Source organism: Parapedobacter luteus (genome assembly GCF_900168055.1).
Taxonomy (GTDB): Bacteria; Bacteroidota; Bacteroidia; order Sphingobacteriales; family Sphingobacteriaceae; genus Parapedobacter; species Parapedobacter luteus.
The window spans coordinates 49,493-66,173 of record NZ_FUYS01000004.1; the positions used below are offsets into that span (position 1 = coordinate 49,493).

General features: G+C 49.2%; 7 protein-coding genes. 6 read left to right on the plus strand and 1 reads right to left on the minus strand.

The window, feature by feature from the left end; translation table 11 throughout:
* Positions 1-41 precede the first annotated feature (41 nt).
* The 3 genes from B5X72_RS09235 to dapA all read left to right on the plus strand — a co-directional run bounded on the left by B5X72_RS09235 (position 42) and on the right by dapA (position 3,821).
* Complete coding sequence (locus B5X72_RS09235; RefSeq protein WP_079716597.1) at positions 42-779, plus strand: hypothetical protein; 738 nt, start codon at positions 42-44, stop codon at positions 777-779.
* Between the two features lie 80 nt (positions 780-859).
* Positions 860-2,878 carry an NAD-dependent DNA ligase LigA gene (gene ligA / locus B5X72_RS09240; protein ID WP_079716598.1) on the plus strand — a complete coding sequence of 673 codons (2,019 nt, stop codon included), beginning with the start codon at positions 860-862 and terminating at the stop codon, positions 2,876-2,878.
* A gap of 58 nt (positions 2,879-2,936) precedes the next feature.
* Positions 2,937-3,821 (plus strand): 4-hydroxy-tetrahydrodipicolinate synthase, encoded by an 885-nt coding sequence (dapA, locus tag B5X72_RS09245; protein ID WP_079716599.1) that lies wholly within the window; start codon positions 2,937-2,939, stop codon positions 3,819-3,821.
* Between the two features lies 1 nt (position 3,822).
* Here the strand turns inward: dapA and B5X72_RS09250 are convergent, their stop codons facing one another.
* A complete protein-coding gene (locus B5X72_RS09250) occupies positions 3,823-4,734 on the minus strand; it encodes a glycosyltransferase family 2 protein (protein ID WP_079716600.1) in 912 nt (303 codons plus the stop codon).
* Between the two features lie 256 nt (positions 4,735-4,990).
* Between B5X72_RS09250 and B5X72_RS09255 the strand changes: the two genes are divergently transcribed.
* From B5X72_RS09255 to B5X72_RS09265, 3 genes are all read left to right on the plus strand, one after another.
* Entirely contained in the window at positions 4,991-11,680 is a 6,690-nt protein-coding gene (locus B5X72_RS09255; protein ID WP_079716601.1) for a type I polyketide synthase, read from the plus strand.
* Between the two features lie 4 nt (positions 11,681-11,684).
* Positions 11,685-15,737 (plus strand): non-ribosomal peptide synthetase, encoded by a 4,053-nt coding sequence (locus B5X72_RS09260; protein ID WP_079716602.1) that lies wholly within the window; start codon positions 11,685-11,687, stop codon positions 15,735-15,737.
* A 146-nt stretch (positions 15,738-15,883) separates the two neighbouring features.
* Complete coding sequence (locus B5X72_RS09265) at positions 15,884-16,675, plus strand: glycosyltransferase (RefSeq protein WP_079716603.1); 792 nt, start codon at positions 15,884-15,886, stop codon at positions 16,673-16,675.
* Positions 16,676-16,681: the final 6 nt, after the last annotated feature.

Genomic DNA, 16,681 nt, shown 5'->3' on the forward strand with positions numbered 1-16,681 from the left:
TTTAGTAATTTGTAGGCCAAAACAACAAACAATTAAAAACCATGAAAAGGTATCTCATTCTTCCGCTACTCGCAATTTGTATAACTGCTTGGGGTAGCCAAGCCCATCAGGCAGACGCACTTGCCGGAGCGTGGCACATGCAACAAGGCGACATCCAGCAAACAGCCGTGTTTGTGGATGGCTACCTATCACACAGCACCTATGACGTCAAAAACAAAAAGTTCATTGCCACAAGGGGTGGCACATATGACGTTGCAGACGGCAAGCTTACCGTTACGTGGCAGTATGATTCTGAAAAGGCCGCGAATGAAACGCCCGTAGATACTTGGCTGGGCCAAACCAGTACATTTGCGTACAAAGTGGCTAATACGCTCACCACCGATTTGTCAGGTTCGGAAGCCACTTGGCAACGTATCGATAACAACGAAGGTCCAATGGCGGGCGTATGGTACATGTCGGGGCGTAAGCAGGGCGATGAACTCGCCCAACGGACGTTACAGGATAGGCGGACGCTCAAAATATTGTCCGGGAAACGTTTCCAGTGGGTAGCTATCAACATCAAGACAGGCCAGTTTTCTGGTACCGGCGGAGGCACCTATACGTTCGGAAACGGAAAATACACAGAGAATATCGAGTTTTTCTCGAGAGGTGGAGATCGGGTAGGAATGTCCCTACCATTTGATGATCAAATCATCGATGGCCAATGGCACCACACCGGAAAAAGCTCTGCGGGAGATCCGATGTACGAAATATGGAGTAGGCTAAACGGTGATCGGTGAGCAATGATAGGCGGCCGGTATAGCCGGATGAAAACGAATAACCGGTTGCCGAAAGCCATAAAATTTGTATTTTCGCCGCTATGTCACCAGCAGAAGCAGCTATTCGGATCGAGGAATTAACCAAGGAACTCAACACGTACAACTATCAATATTACGTATTAGCTAATCCGACAATTTCGGATTATGACTTCGATCTGAAACTCAAGGAATTGGACGCCTTGGAGCAACAATTCCCACAATTTCTCGATCCGGACTCACCCACCCAAAAGGTGGGTGGAGATATCACGCAGCGCTTCGATACCGTTCGTCATAGATGGCCGATGCTTTCGCTCAGCAATACGTATAGCGAACAGGAATTGCGCGATTTCGACAATAGGGTACGCAAGGCCATTGGCAACGATTTTGAATACGTATGCGAATTGAAGTTTGACGGCCTCTCGATCAGCATCACGTACGAAAATGGTGTACTTAAGCGTGCTGTCACCCGCGGTGATGGCGTGCAGGGTGATGACGTGACGGCAAACGTACGCACCATAAAATCCATTCCCAACAGGCTAAAACCTAATGGATATCCTGACCTGTTCGAAATCCGGGGAGAAATATTTATGCACCGCGCGGCATTTCAACGGCTTAATAACGAGCGTATTGAAAACGGGGAGATGGCTTACGCCAATCCGCGCAACTTTGCAGCCGGCACGATCAAGCTGCAGGACTCCGCGGAAGTAGCCCGCCGCCCCCTGGACTGCTTTCTTTATTTTCTGTATAGCAACGAACGGAATCGGCTTTTCAGCAATCATTGGGACAGCCTCCAAGCGGTGAAAGCATGGGGATTTCATGTATCGGAGCATATGGCGTTGTGCTCATCGATCGATGAGGTGCTTGCATTCATCGCAAAGTGGGAACAAGGGCGCTACGACTTGAGCTATGACATAGACGGCATTGTTATTAAAGTAAATGATTACGGACAGCAGGAAGAGCTTGGGTTTACTGCTAAATCACCCCGGTGGGCCATTTCCTACAAGTACAAGGCCGAGCAAGCGGAAACCAAGTTTTTGTCCGTGAGCTACCAGGTTGGCCGCACCGGAGCAGTGACTCCCGTGGCTAATCTCAGCCCTGTATTGCTTGCGGGAACAACCGTAAAGCGGGCTAGCCTGCATAACGCGAACGAAATCGCCCGGTTGGATTTGCGGGAGGGCGACATGGTATTTGTCGAAAAGGGCGGCGAAATCATCCCTAAAATCACAGCCGTGAATCTCCTAAAACGGAAACCCGAATCCCAACCCATCAGCTATCCCTTGACCTGTCCTGAATGCGGGACGTCCTTGGTACGCAAACCTGGCGAAGCGGTGCATTATTGCCCGAATGACGAAGGTTGCCCCCCGCAGATAGTTGGGCGGATGCAGCACTTCATCGGCCGCAAAGCCATGGACATCGAAGGCATGGGCGACGAAACCATCGAGACCTTCTTCAAACAGGGGCTTCTCCATAACATCACAGACATTTATTCCCTTAAAGACAAACAGGAAACACTTGTACGGTTGGATCGCTTCGGCCAAAAGTCCATCGAAAATATGCTGGCCGGCATTGAAAAATCCAAGGAAAAACCATTTGAGAAGGTGCTGTTTGCACTTGGTATACGTTATGTGGGGGAAACAATCGCTAAAAAGCTAGCCTCACACTTTAAAAACATGGATGCGCTGGCGGCGGCTTCCAAGGAAGAAATTGAGTCAGTCTACGAAATTGGCGAACGGATCGCGGAAAGTGTGACCGAATATTTTGCTAAGGACGTCCACAGGGAACAGCTCGAACGGCTCAGGCAACATGGCCTGCATTTAGCTATCGAAGAAAAAACGAACGAACGCCTCGGCGACGCATTGTCAGGAAAAACGTTTGTGATCTCGGGCGTGTTTGAACACTTCAGCCGGGAAGAGCTGACCTCGCTTATTGAAAGCCACGGCGGCAAGCTGTTGAGCAGCATATCCGGCAAATTGGATTACCTGGTCGCCGGCGACAAAATGGGCCCGTCTAAACTGGCCAAAGCCGAAAAGTTGAAAGTCCCCATTATTTCGGAGCAGGAGCTGCTCAGCATGATTAATTGATCGTTATAAAATCATTTATTTACCTTAATTTTGGCGCGCTTATATAAACGCAATCATAATGGACGAACTTTATGGTGCCGGGGTGGCACTGGTTACCCCCTTTCATTCGGATGGAACAATTGATTACCTGGGCTTGGAAAAGCTCATTGAACACCAAATCAACGGTGGGATGGATTACCTGGTTTCACTGGGCACTACCGGTGAGGTGGCCACGCTGACCGAAGACGAACGAAAGGCGATATGGAAATTTACCGCGGAGAAAGCAGCGGGGCGCATACCGCTCGTTGCCGGTATCGGCGGCAACAATACCGTTGAGGTCGTACGCCAATTAAACGCGTTTGATTGTGATGGCTACACAGCTATCCTATCCGTAAGCCCCTATTACAACAAACCGACACAGGAAGGTATTTACCAACATTATAAAGCGATAGCGGCAGCCACTCCCCTCCCACTCATTTTGTATAATGTACCCGGCCGCACAGGTAGCGGCATAAGCGCTGAAACCACCGTGCGGCTGGCAAAAGAATTTCCGAATATTGTGGGCACAAAGGAGGCGTCTGGCAGCTTTGACCAGTTCAGCAAAATCCTGCGTGACAAACCCGATGAATTTTTATTGATTTCGGGAGACGATCCGGTTACCTTGCCCATGATGGCTTTGGGTGCGGCAGGGATCATTTCGGTAGTAGGCAATGCTTTCCCTACGGCGGTGTCCCAGCTTGCCAAACTATGCTATGAAAACCGATATGAAGAAGCCCGGACAATACATAACCGATTGATTCGTATCACCGAGCTGTGCTTTGCCGAAGGCAACCCTGCGGGGATAAAAACCATGCTTAGCGAACTGGGCATCTGCGGAGCATCGGTCAGGTTACCCTTGGTAGAAGCGAGCAGTCAGCTGACAACGACTATCCGGGAAGAACTGGCAAAAACTGACATTCGCTAAATCAGGTTGTGGGGAGTTTTATCCCCAAATCATTACTTTTTGTGGCGTGTGTAATATTCCACATGACTCCCTTTAGGGCGGCCTTGGCCAAATCAATCCTTCCTTTGGCCAGGTATCGGATGATGGCAACGGGCGTGGGAATAAGCAGGTAATAGCAACTAAAGAAAAACCTGGCCAGCAAGGGCGCATTGCGCCGGATGAACAGCCACCTGTTGCGCATCAGGAAATAAGTCTTTAAAGGACTTTCCTTACCTACGCTCATCGATTCCTTGTGGTAGATTTTGGCTTTTCCGGTAAAGGCCATTTTTAGCCCGGCACGTTTGAACTTTTCACACCAATCCAGTTCTTCGTAGTAGAGGAAAAAATGTTCCTCCATCAACCCTACCCTATCCAAATCGGTCTTGCGACACATCATGGCTGCCCCGTGGCAGTAGCCGGTCTCGTTGGTAGTATGGTCATATTGCCCTTGGTCATCTTCCATTACCTCGAGGCCTTTATTACGGCCGGTAAAGTAGTTTATCGGTGTATAACCAGCATACTGGATCTTGCGTTTGTCATCGAAATATAGGATAAGCGGCGAAAGGAGGCCGATGTCGGCATGGCGTTCAATTTCACCGCGCATCGAGAAAATGAACCCTGCTGTAATTTCGGTATCATTATTCAGAAACAGCAGATAATCGCCCTTGGCCTGTTTAATACCCAAATTGTTTCCGCCGGCAAAACCGAGATTTTTTTCGGACCGGATGTAAATCAAATTGGAATATTCGGCTCTAAAAAGATCGCCATAATCTTCGGTACTGCCGTTGTCGACAACGATGACTTCTACATCAGGCCCAGCGTATGCCCGTATAGATCTGAGCAAGTCAATGGTCATGCTGTTTTGATGGTAATTGACGGTGATGATGGAAACCATGCAACTATGTTAATTCAACTGATTTGCCTTTACTAAAACGGCACAAAGCTAATCCTTTCATCAAGCGGCACCGATAATAAGCTGATTAATTGTGAGAAAACGTCAATTTTCTACTACAAACAGGGGCATATTCCCAAAATTACTCACTGCTGTGTAGACGTATTTCGACAAAATAAAATTTATCAACCCAAATAGAAGACAACGATGGAACATTCAGGATACCTTTGGGAAACTATTTTAAAAAAAGCAGCTTCCTATGGGTTTACGGCAAAACGGATTTCAGCCGGTTTTCACTATCACTGACCTGTTCAGCACTGTTTTACAGGCCGGACATCTCGATACTATTGCCATCGAGTTTAATACGGATAGCCTGACTTACCGCGAACTAGACTTGCGATCCGACAGCGTAGCAAACGCTTTGGCACAATACGCCCCCGATGAAATGATAGTGGGCGTGAGCACCACGCGATGCACGGATATGGTGGTTTTTCTTTTGGGAATACTGAAGGCGGGTCGTTTTTACCTGCCCCTCGATCCCGCCCATCCTGACGAAAGGTTGCAACAAATCATCGCCGATTCAGGCATTCGTCACATCGCTTGCTCTTTGGGAGATACCAACCGATTTGAAAAACTGGGGCTGGCACCGATAACGTTGCCAACGGCAACAGAGCATGCGACAACGGTCCCAAAGGCGACCAGCTGCGCAGGCTATATCCTCTACACTTCGGGCTCAACAGGTAAGCCAAAAGGTGTAAAAATGGGTGAAACAGCTTTGGCGAATCTCTTACAATGGCAACGAAACCATTCTGTTGCGGCCACAGGAACGAAAACCCTTCAGTTTGCACCGCTCACCTTTGATGTCTCTTTCCAGGAAATTTTCGCTACACTGACCACCGGAGGTACACTGGTGTTGGTTGAGGACGATTTACGGCTCAATCCAATTGAGCTGTTGAAGTTTATTGAACAACGTGGAATCAATAGGCTATTTCTGCCCTTTGTGGCGTTGCAGCTGCTGGCAGACACGGCAGCGTTTTCTAACCTATATCCGCGATGTTTGCAAGAAATCATGACTGCGGGCGAGCAACTGAAAGTCACACCGCAAATCGTCAGTTTTTTTGAGCGTATCCCGGACGCTGTTCTTTACAACCAATACGGGCCTACCGAGGCGCACGTCGTGTCGTCACTCAAACTCGAAGGCCCTCCCTTAACGTGGCCGGAGCTACCGAGCATCGGTGCGCCGATATCCAATGTAGATTTGCTGATCCTGGATGAACAACAAAGGCTGGTAAAAGACGGTGAAATCGGCGAGCTTTATATTGCCGGTATGTGCCTTGCCGATGGATACCTCAATAATACGGCACTGACCGAAGAACGCTTTATTCACTGGACACACCCAGCGCATGGCACAATAAGGATATACCGCTCCGGGGATTTGGCCAAACGCCTCGAAAACGGAGCGATCGAATTTTTAGGCCGCATCGACCATCAAGTAAAAATACGTGGCTACCGCATTGAACTGGGCGAAATCGAACATGCACTTATCCAACTGCCGGAAGTCAAAGATGCCGTAGTCACTGCCGTAGGACAAACCGCTGACCAACGGAAACTCGCCGCCTATCTTTTGCTTAATCCGGACCAAACCTTCGATCCGCCTACGTTCCAAAAGGCATTGCGAAAGCGGCTGCCTGATTATATGGTACCGTCGGTTTTTGTCCAGTTGGATGCCTTCCCGAAAACGTCAAGCGGGAAAGTCGATCGCAAGGCCCTGCCCACTCCCGAAATGAAACGCCCTGATAGCGAAATCCCATACAGGGCACCAAAATCGATCATTCAGCGCCATTTAGCTACGATATGGAAGGATTTGCTCAACATTGACCGGGTGGGAATCGATGACAATTTCTTCGAGCTGGGCGGTAATTCCCTGCTTGCCCAAAAAACCGTCGTTTCATTGATGCAGCAGCATAAGATAAGCCTGCCGATTACCAAACTTTACCAGTACGGGACTATCGCCGGGATTTCGTCCTATCTCGAAGGCCAAGGTGAGGTAAACCCGCGGATACGCCCCGACATGAAAGCGCAGAAAAATAAACAAGCCGAACCAATCGCTATTGTAGGGTTTGCTGGGCGTTTCCCCGGGGCAAAAGACGTATGGGAGTTTTGGGACAACCTAAAGGAAGGGCGCGAGACCATAAAATTTTTCACCGAAGACGAGCTAGACCCATCCATCCCCCTTGCCGAACGCAGCGATCCGAACTATGTCAAAGCAAGGGGCATCTTGGAAAACGCTGAATGGTTTGATGAACGGCTTTTCGGTATTACGCCAATCTTAGCCCGGATCATGGATCCCCAGCAACGGATATTCCTGGAAATCTGCCGGGATGCATTGGAATCCACCGGTCACCTACCAGCCGTATATCAAGGCATTGTCGGCGTTTACGCCGGATCGGGCAGCAACACGTACTACCTAAACAACGTATTGAGCAATCCCGGAGAAGTGGCCAAAACCGGGGCCTTCCAAGCCCTGACCCTCAACGAAAAAGATTACTTAGCAACCCGAACAGCCTACCAGTTGAACCTCACAGGGCCAGCGGTAAGTGTTTCCAGCGCATGTTCCACGTCACTGTTAGCGGCAGCCCAAGCAGTTGAAGGGCTCCGCACCGGCCAATGTGATGTTGCACTGGCAGGTGGTATATCCATCACGGCGCCTATCAACAGTGGTCATGTTTATGAAGAAGGGGCCATGTTCAGCGACGATGGACATTGCCGACCATTTGACGAAGACGCAAAAGGCACCGTTTTCAGTGACGGTGCAGGGGTGGTCGTGCTCAAAAGACTGTCCGATGCAGCACAAGACGGTGACCAAATCTATGCGATAATCAAAGGAATAGGAGTCAATAATGACGGTGGGGTAAAGGCAAGCTTCACGGCGCCCAGCCCTGCGGGGCAGGCGTCAGCCGTTTCAATGGCATTGGATGACGCAGAGGTATCACCCGAAACCATCGGATATGTTGAGACCCATGGCACCGCAACGCCACTGGGCGACCCGATCGAGATAGAAGCACTGAAAATGGCTTTCGGCCAGCAGGCTACCCAACAATATTGCAAAATTGGCTCGCTCAAAAGCAATATGGGACACCTTACCCATGCCGCCGGCGTCGCGGGGTTGATCAAGACGGCCCTGATCCTGCATTTCAAAAAAATACCGGCTTCTATCAATTACAAACGGCCCAATCCGGCTATTGATTTCGAAAACAGCCCCTTTGAGGTTAATGATAGGCTCTCCGTTTGGGAAAGCGCGGCACCCAGACGCGCGGGCGTGAGCTCATTTGGCGTGGGTGGAACCAACGTGCATGTCGTACTGGAAGAATATGCGCATGCGCTGACCAAAACGGCAGATCCATCAACTGATGATGAACGGTGCCCGTACCTGGTCAATTGGTCTGCCGCTACCGAACAGTCCGCAGTGACCTACGGAAAGCAACTGGGCGCTTACCTGAAAAGCCATCCCGAAATAGCCGTTGGGGATGTCATTGCGACCCTAAACGCTACACGACAGCCGCTGAACCACCGCCACTTTGTCGTCGCAGCTGACCGCGACGATTTGCAGAAACAGCTAACAAATGGGTGCTCGAGACAACATTACCTGAATGAGCAAACATCAGACATCATTTTCATGTTTCCCGGCCAAGGTTCGCAATACGCCAATATGGGTAAAAAACTCTATGAGCGTTTCAGTGCATACCGGCACGCCGTTGACACGTGCGCTGCCTTGCTGGCAGATACGCTACAGGAAGATATAAGAGCGGTGATGTTTTCAGATGACGCCCAACGGCTTCAGCATACCCAATATACGCAACCTGCGATCTTCGTCACCGAATATGCATTGGCAACGCTTTGGATGAGCTGGGGCATACAGCCAACGGCATTCATGGGACACAGCGTCGGCGAGTTTGTCGGCGCCTGCCTCGCCGGTATTTTCTCGCTTTCAGATGCGCTGGCACTTGTAGCAATGCGTGGCCGGCTGATCAGCGGTCTGCCTACCGGCAGTATGGCGGCTATCCGGGAATCCGCCAGATTGATTGCACCGTCGCTTCCTGAAGGGTTGTCAATAGCCGCCAATAATGCGCCAAACCTGTGCGTCGTTGCAGGCCCTACCGATCAAGTTGCCGATTACATTCGCCAGCTCGAACGTGAAGGCATTAAGACCAGCTTACTTCATACAAGCCACGCCTTCCACTCGTCCATGATGGACCCTATATTGAACCAATTCAAGGCAGTCGTCAATCAGAAACCAAAACACGTACCCCAAAAACCGGTGATATCAACTGTAACGGGCACTTTTTTGGCTGATAGCGAAGCTACGAGCAGCGAGTATTGGGTACGCCATATACGCGAGATGGTCGATTTCTCGGGGGCGGCCACTTTTGCCTCACGGGAAATACCCGGCATCTTTTTGGAAGTAGGGCCCGGTGCAGCGACAGCCACTTTGGTAAAACAACATGCCAGCATCGAAGCATCGAGGGTCATCAGTGGCATCCGTAGTACCGCGTCAGTGGATGAACTGACCGCCTTGTATGAAAGCCTTGGACGAGTTTGGTCATTGGGATGCTCTCCAGATTGGAGCGCTATCCATGGTCAGCGCAGGGCGTTGCTTACCGATTTGCCTACGTATGCGTACGAAAGGAATTATCATTGGCTGGCTCCGCAGCCGAAAGAAACGGCCCCAGTGCAGCACAAACGGCCGGAACCCCTAACAGAACAGACTCAAAAACAACATGATACCATGAGAAAAACAATACTCATCAACAAGATTAGGGAGATTTTGGACGAAGCGTCCGGCATTGGCATAGATGATACCGCCATACATGACAGCTTCATCGAAATCGGACTTGATTCGCTCTTGCTGACGCAGGTTGCACAAACTTTAAAAAAGGAATTTAATCTGCCGATTACATTCCGGAAATTGAATGAAGAATATTATAATCTCGATCTTCTGGCAGATTACTTAGACAAAAATCTTCCTGCAAATCAATATAGCGCTCCGCAGCCACCGGCTCAGGCTCAGCCATCCGTCCAGCCGGTTGACCAGCATGCGCCCACGCCAGGGCACGCTGTCGCTTCCTTTCAGCAGCCGGTATTCAATCCGCAATCCACAGGTGCTGCTTCTCAGGTGGCATACGACAGTATAGCCCTTATTTCACAGCAAATTAACCTGATATCCCAGCAAATTGCATTGCTCCAGGGGGTCAATATGCCGGGCAATCAGCAGCCAATCATGCAGCATGCTACAGCGCCTCACGGATTGACTTCACTGGCCGCCGCCGCCGCACCGGCACCGAAACCAGCCGATGCAACCAACGTGGCACTTTCAAATGAAGAACTGGTTGAGCTCAAGAAACCCTTCGGTGCCACCGCTCGCATCGAGAAGCACGCATCAAATTTGTCCGGCCAACAGCATGAATATCTCAACAACCTGATTGAGAACTATGTCAACAAAACTGCCAGAAGCAAAGCTTACACCCAAGAACATCGGGCTTACATGGCCGATCCACGTGTTGTATCGGGGTTTAAGCCTTTAACGAAGGAAATGACCTATGCGTTAGTGGTCAACAAATCTGCGGGTTGCAGGCTCTGGGATATCGACGGCAATGAATACATCGACGCACTGAACGGTTTTGGCTCCAGTATGTTGGGCAACCAACCGGAGGTCATAAAAAACGCCCTGCTCAGTCAGATTGAAGAGGGTTATGAAATCGGCCCCCAGCACGAAAAATCAGGAGAAGTCTGCAAACTTATCTGTGAATTTACCGGCATGGACCGTGCAGGCCTGTGCAACACCGGATCGGAAGCGGTCTTGGGTGCAATGCGGATTGCGCGCACCGTTACCGGCCGGTCTACCGTTGTTGCCTTCTCGGGTTCATACCACGGCATCGTAGACGAAGTAATTGTACGCGGCACCAAAAAACTGAAATCGTTTCCCGCAGCCCCAGGCATCATGCCAGAGGCCGTGCAGAACATGTTGATACTCGATTACGGCACTGAGGAGTCGCTCCGCATCATTCGCGAGCGGGCAAACGAGCTCGCCGCCGTGCTTGTTGAACCGATCCAAAGCCGCAGGCCCGAATTTGTGCCCATTGAGTTTCTCAAAGCCTTGCGTGAAATCACTGAACAGTCCGGCACCGCATTGATCTTCGATGAAGTTATATCTGGCTTCCGCTTCCACCCTCGCGGTGCGCAGGGACTTTTCGGCATCACGGCCGACATCGGAACTTACGGGAAAGTAGCCGGGGCCGGTATTTCCATTGGTATCATTGCCGGTAAAAAACGCTTTATGGATGCGCTTGACGGCGGCTTCTGGCAATTCGGTGACGAATCCATGCCCGAAGCCGGCGTGACCTACTTCGCAGGTACATTTGTACGGCACCCGCTCGCACTTGCAACCACCAAGGCATCGCTCGAATACCTGAAGGCACAAGGACCGCAATTGCAGGAAAACCTGAATCGGAACACCGAATACCTGGCAAACCGACTTAATGCGATTTCGGAACGGTATGGAACCCCTATCTTTGTGGCCCAGTTCGGTTCACTTTGGAAGATCAAATACAAAGAAGAGTATCCTTATACCGAACTGCTTTTTGCACTCATGCGCTACAAGGGTATCCACATTCTGGACGGGTTCCCTTGTTTCCTGACAACTGCGCACGAAAAAGCGGATATTGAACGCATCATCCAGGCATTTGAGGAAAGCTTAAAAGAACTGATTGAAGCTGGTTTCATACCTACTTACCGAGATGGCCAAGCCAATAATCGGTCACTTACCTCGGCACCCACAATGGAACCGCCATTTCCCAATGCGCGGCTTGGAAAAGATCAGGAAGGGAATCCAGCTTGGTTTGTTGAAGACACCAAAAATCCCGGTCAGTATTTACAGGTAGCGTACCAATAAGAAGATGAACTCAACAACAAATTTGCAACTAATTCCGGTTGCTTACGACCCGTTTTCCGGCGGTGAAATTGAAAAGATCATCTCCCCTATTGAGCCCCAACAAGAAATATGGCTATCATGTATGATCGGCGGCGATGAAGCTAACCGAGCATACAACGAATCGGTATCCATCCGCTTCTCGGGCGTACTCGATATAACGGCGCTAAGTGATGCTATGCGTACTGTTATCCAGCGGCATGAAGCTCTTCGTTGTTCGTTCAGCAGGGACGGCCGGTCCATCTACATTTATATGAAAGGTAAAAGCAACTTTATTGTCAAAGACTTAAGGTCGCTGCCCCTTGATATTCAAAAGAAACAGCTTGACAAATACCATGAAACAGATGCCAAAACGCCTTTCGATCTTGAAGAAGGCCCGTTGGTTAGAACCACGCTTTTCCAGCTGTCCGACACCGAACACTTGTTTACGCTAACAGCTCATCATATCATTTGTGATGGATGGTCCTTAGGTACCATATTTGAAGATCTCAGCAGATTTTATTCAGCGGCTGTGCAGGGAACCATTCCTCAAGCGACCGAATGGACAACTATGAGCACCTATGCGGAGGAGATACGTTCGTTTGTCGATTCAGCTGACTACATTCAAACCACGCGCTATTGGCTCGACAAATACAAGGGGGGCATACCACAATTGGCATTGCCTTTGGATTTTCCACGTCCGAAAATGCGCACATACAAAAGCAGACGGGATGATTACCGTATTGATAAGGAGTTTGCAGCCAAAATCAAGGAACTGGGCGCTAAAGTAGGTAGTAGCTTCGTGATTACGTTATTGACTGCATATGAAGTGTTTATTCATCGGCTTACCGGCCAGGACGATATTGTTATTGGCCTTCCGGCCGCAGGGCAATCTGCCACCGGACATTTCAGCTTAGTAGGGCATTGCGTCAACTTACTTCCTATTCGGAGTAAGATCGATGGCCAGGTATCATTCTTGGATCACCTAAAGCGACGCAAATCAGCGATTCTTGATGATTTAGATCACCAACAGATCTCATTTGGAACGTTACTCCAAAAGCTGAACGTCAAGCGCGACCCGTCACAGATCCCGTTGGTCTCCGTGGTATTTAACATTGACATGGGGATGAATTCGAATGTATCATTCTATGGAACCACACATCGCCTGATATCAAATCCCAGGGAATACGAAACTTTTGACATCTTCTTAAACGTCTCAGGTTCTGAAGAAGCGCTGACATTGGAATGGTCTTACAACACACAGTTGTTTAAACCGACAACGATTGCGGCGATGATGAGGCAGTTTACAGATCTCTTGAACACCGTTATTGCGCAGCCTTCCGTGAAACTGATGGATATCTCGATCAATCAGGACGCTGAAGCCGATATCAGCCGGCACACGACGGAAGTAGCCTATCCTAAAGACAAGCCCTTCACTGCATATATTACGGAAATTGCCGCAGCAACGCCGGATAAAACCGCGATTAAATTCAAAAACAAGGCAATAAGTTACCGGGAGTTGGAAGAACGCTCAAACCAATTGGCGAATTACTTGGTTGCCAAAGGCGTGACGACAGGAGCTATTATCGGCGTAGCCTTGGATCGCTCTATCGACATGGTGATTGCCTTGCTTGGCGTCGTTAAGTCGGGAGCAGCCTATATACCCTTAGACCCAAACTATCCGGTTAACCGTATCGAGTTTATGCTTCACGATTCGGCGGCGAAATTCTTGCTGACCGAATCGAAATACAGCCGTCTTTTCGACAGCCAGGCGAAGGAGTTGCTTTACGATGAACTGCTTACCGATCTGGGCGCTTATCCAAGCGAAACACCACAGCGACTTATCCAAGGCGACAACCTTGTTTATGTGCTGTATACCTCCGGGTCTACCGGAAATCCGAAGGGCGTACAAATCGAACATCATAGCCTTTCAAATTTATTATTGAGCGTGCAACAAGAACCGGGCATTCATACCAATGATACCTTACTCGGCGTTACGACGATTTCGTTCGATATTGCGGGGGTTGAACTTTACCTGCCATTAATTGCGGGCGCCACTCTATTACTGGCGGATGCCGAGACGGCTCGGGATGGCAAGCAATTGCTCCATTTGGCCACAAAGGAACATGCAACGATTATCCAAGCAACCCCAGCTACGTGGCGCATGATGCTGGAATCTGGCTGGACGGCTAAATTGCCTATCAAAGCCATTTGCTGTGGCGAAGCCTTCCCAAAAGATCTCGCATATAAACTACTTGAAAAATGCCAATCCGTTTGGAATATGTATGGCCCGACCGAAACGACCATTTTTTCTACCGGAAAAGAGCTAACGAAGGATTCTATTGACCAGATTACCATCGGCAAACCCATCGCCAATACAAGGGTGTATGTACTGAACGAGGCCTACCGGCCTCTGGGAGTAGGCCAAGAAGGGCAGCTTTTCATTGCTGGAAGCGGTGTGGCCCGAGGCTATGTAAACCGTCCAGCGCTCACAGCTGAAAAATTTGTTGCGGATATCATGGAGCCCGACACAAAAATGTACGCGACGGGTGACCTCGGCATTTTACTCGATAATGGTGAGTACCTCTGCTTAGGCCGTATCGATCATCAAGTCAAAATCAGGGGACACCGCATTGAGCTGGGAGAAATCGAACACCACTTATCCACATTGGACGGCATAAAAAATGCCGTCGTCATGGCTCGCGAAGACGCCCCTGGCAACCAACGTCTTGTGGCCTATTTGATCATCGAACGAACGAAAATATCGCGAGAAGATGTTAAAATTTGGCGAGAAGCACTTTCTACCAAACTACCAAATTATATGCTTCCCAATGATTGGGTAGCGATCGACGCTTTCCCTCTCACGGCAAATGGTAAAATAGACCGGAAAGCTTTGCCGAAGCCTTCGACCTCGTCCGCCGTTGAAGGGGCTCGCCATGAATCAGCACTCACGACGAATGAACAAAAAGTGTTCGACATTTGGGCCGCTGTCTTCAAGACAACGGATATTCGGAAAGACGACGACTTTTTTGAGTTAGGTGGGCATTCCCTCCTTGCCGTCGAAGTGATAACACGGATAGAGAAACAGCTAGGCAAACGTCTGCCGTTAGCTAGTTTGTTTAACAGCCCTACCATAGAAAAATTAGCTTTACTCCTTGACGACGAAGAAACGCTTCAATGGAACTTACTTGTGCCCATAAAGCCCGAGGGGAAAAAACCGCCTCTTTATATCGTGCATGGCGCGGGAATGAATGTGCTTGCATTCCAACCCTTATCCAATCACCTCGACCCTGATCAGCCAGTGTATGGGCTGCAAGCCAAAGGACTCGACGGCGTAACCGCTCCAGCAGAAACCGTGCAGGAAATCGCAAAAGACTATGTCGATGAAATTTGCAAGCACTATCCCTCCGGCCCATACGCCATAGCCGGATATTCAGCGGGAGGCACCATAGCCATCGAGATGGCTAAGCAGCTTAAAGACGCAGGGCAAGAGGTCCTCTTCGTAGGTCTTATTGACTCCTACCCTCACAATGTCTCCAATGACTATAAAACGGTATGGAATCGAGGCTTAGGCCATTTCTTGAAATTCATCTACATGAAGGCAATGCATGTACTTGTTTATTTATTCAAGTACCCAAAAACATATCTTCGCGATCGCTATAATTACATAAGGGGCTTCATTTACAATATCTTTAAACGTTTTTTCCCCGACACCGAGCTGATTGACACGGAGCCGGCGCATATCAAGGCCATTCAGTGTGTGCATGAGCGGGCTATGCGGCATTACCACATCCCATATTATGACGGTGCGGTCTGGCTCTTCCGGACAACGGTAAAAACCACGTATTTCCTTAACTATCGGACGAATGCTTGGGATACGAAGTTATTCAACAGGTTTTCGGTAGTGAATATCGATGGCGAACATTCGGAAATTTTTAAACCGGCGTTTGTAAAGATACTCGGAAAAAGGCTGCAGGCAGAATTAAACCATGCAAAAACGATGCAAGAAGCCTCAACAGATCGCTGCGTAGGCGAAGCTTAAGCGTTGTCGGTTTATCGCTACAAATCAAAATATAGTAGAGACAAAGTAAGATTTCACACGGCGCTTTACACTAATTTTGGCCCATGCTTGCTACAAGCTCTGTAAGATAACTAACTATACAGGAGCAGCAGCTAAACGCTTGAAAGATGCAGTATCCAGATGTAACATTGTTAATTACACACTACAACAGAAGCAGTTCCCTTGAAAAATTGCTGTCAAGCATCAGTGAACAGCGCTTAACGTTCGGTGCCATTGTGGTATCAGATGATGCCAGCAACGCGCTTCACTCGGCCCACCTCAGGGAATTGTGTGATATTTATCCGATTCAATTGGTCACCGCAGCGAAGAATGGGGGCCTTGGCCATAACATTAACAAGGGACAACGTGCCGTCAAAACACCGTATACACTATATGTGCAGGAAGATTTTCAACCAACCGGTGCATTTCCTCGTGCCTTTGGCGATGCGTTAGAGCTAATGGAAGACGACCGCACGCTGGATTTGGTAAGTTTTTATGCCTATAAACCATATCCGTATACCCGGCCATACCGAAAAGGGTATTCTGAAAAACTATTTAAACCGATGCCTTGGTATGCCAATCACCTAAAATTCTATGTATACAGCGACCATCCGCACCTCCGACGTAACGAATTCCAGAATAAGTTTGGGGCTTATGCAGAAGGTGTTAACAGTGACAGGACCGAGCGGCTTATGGCACTTTCTTTTATCAAGAACAAGGGAAGAGCATTGGTCTACGACAATCACTATGGATTGTTTGTCCAAGAAAACACAACAGACGAGCCAAGCACGGCTACATTCAGGAGCAACTGGCGACAAAGCTCCAATTGGGCGGTAAAGACCATCCGATATGCCTATCTAAAATGGAAGGTTATCGACCAAACCTATCAGCTCGCTACCTTTAAGAAAAATACACATTAATCACAT

Excerpts from the sequence above, each read along its gene's own strand:
- B5X72_RS09250 (WP_079716600.1), bottom strand. The coding sequence starts at position 4,734 with ATGGTTTCCATCATCACCGTCAATTACCATCAAAACAGCATGACCATT.
- B5X72_RS09265 (WP_079716603.1), top strand. The coding sequence starts at position 15,884 with ATGCAGTATCCAGATGTAACATTGTTAATTACACACTACAACAGAAGC.
- B5X72_RS09235 (WP_079716597.1), top strand. The coding sequence starts at position 42 with ATGAAAAGGTATCTCATTCTTCCGCTACTCGCAATTTGTATAACTGCT.
- ligA (WP_079716598.1), top strand. The coding sequence starts at position 860 with ATGTCACCAGCAGAAGCAGCTATTCGGATCGAGGAATTAACCAAGGAA.
- B5X72_RS09255 (WP_079716601.1), top strand. The coding sequence starts at position 4,991 with ATGGGTTTACGGCAAAACGGATTTCAGCCGGTTTTCACTATCACTGAC.
- B5X72_RS09260 (WP_079716602.1), top strand. The coding sequence starts at position 11,685 with ATGAACTCAACAACAAATTTGCAACTAATTCCGGTTGCTTACGACCCG.
- dapA (WP_079716599.1), top strand. The coding sequence starts at position 2,937 with ATGGACGAACTTTATGGTGCCGGGGTGGCACTGGTTACCCCCTTTCAT.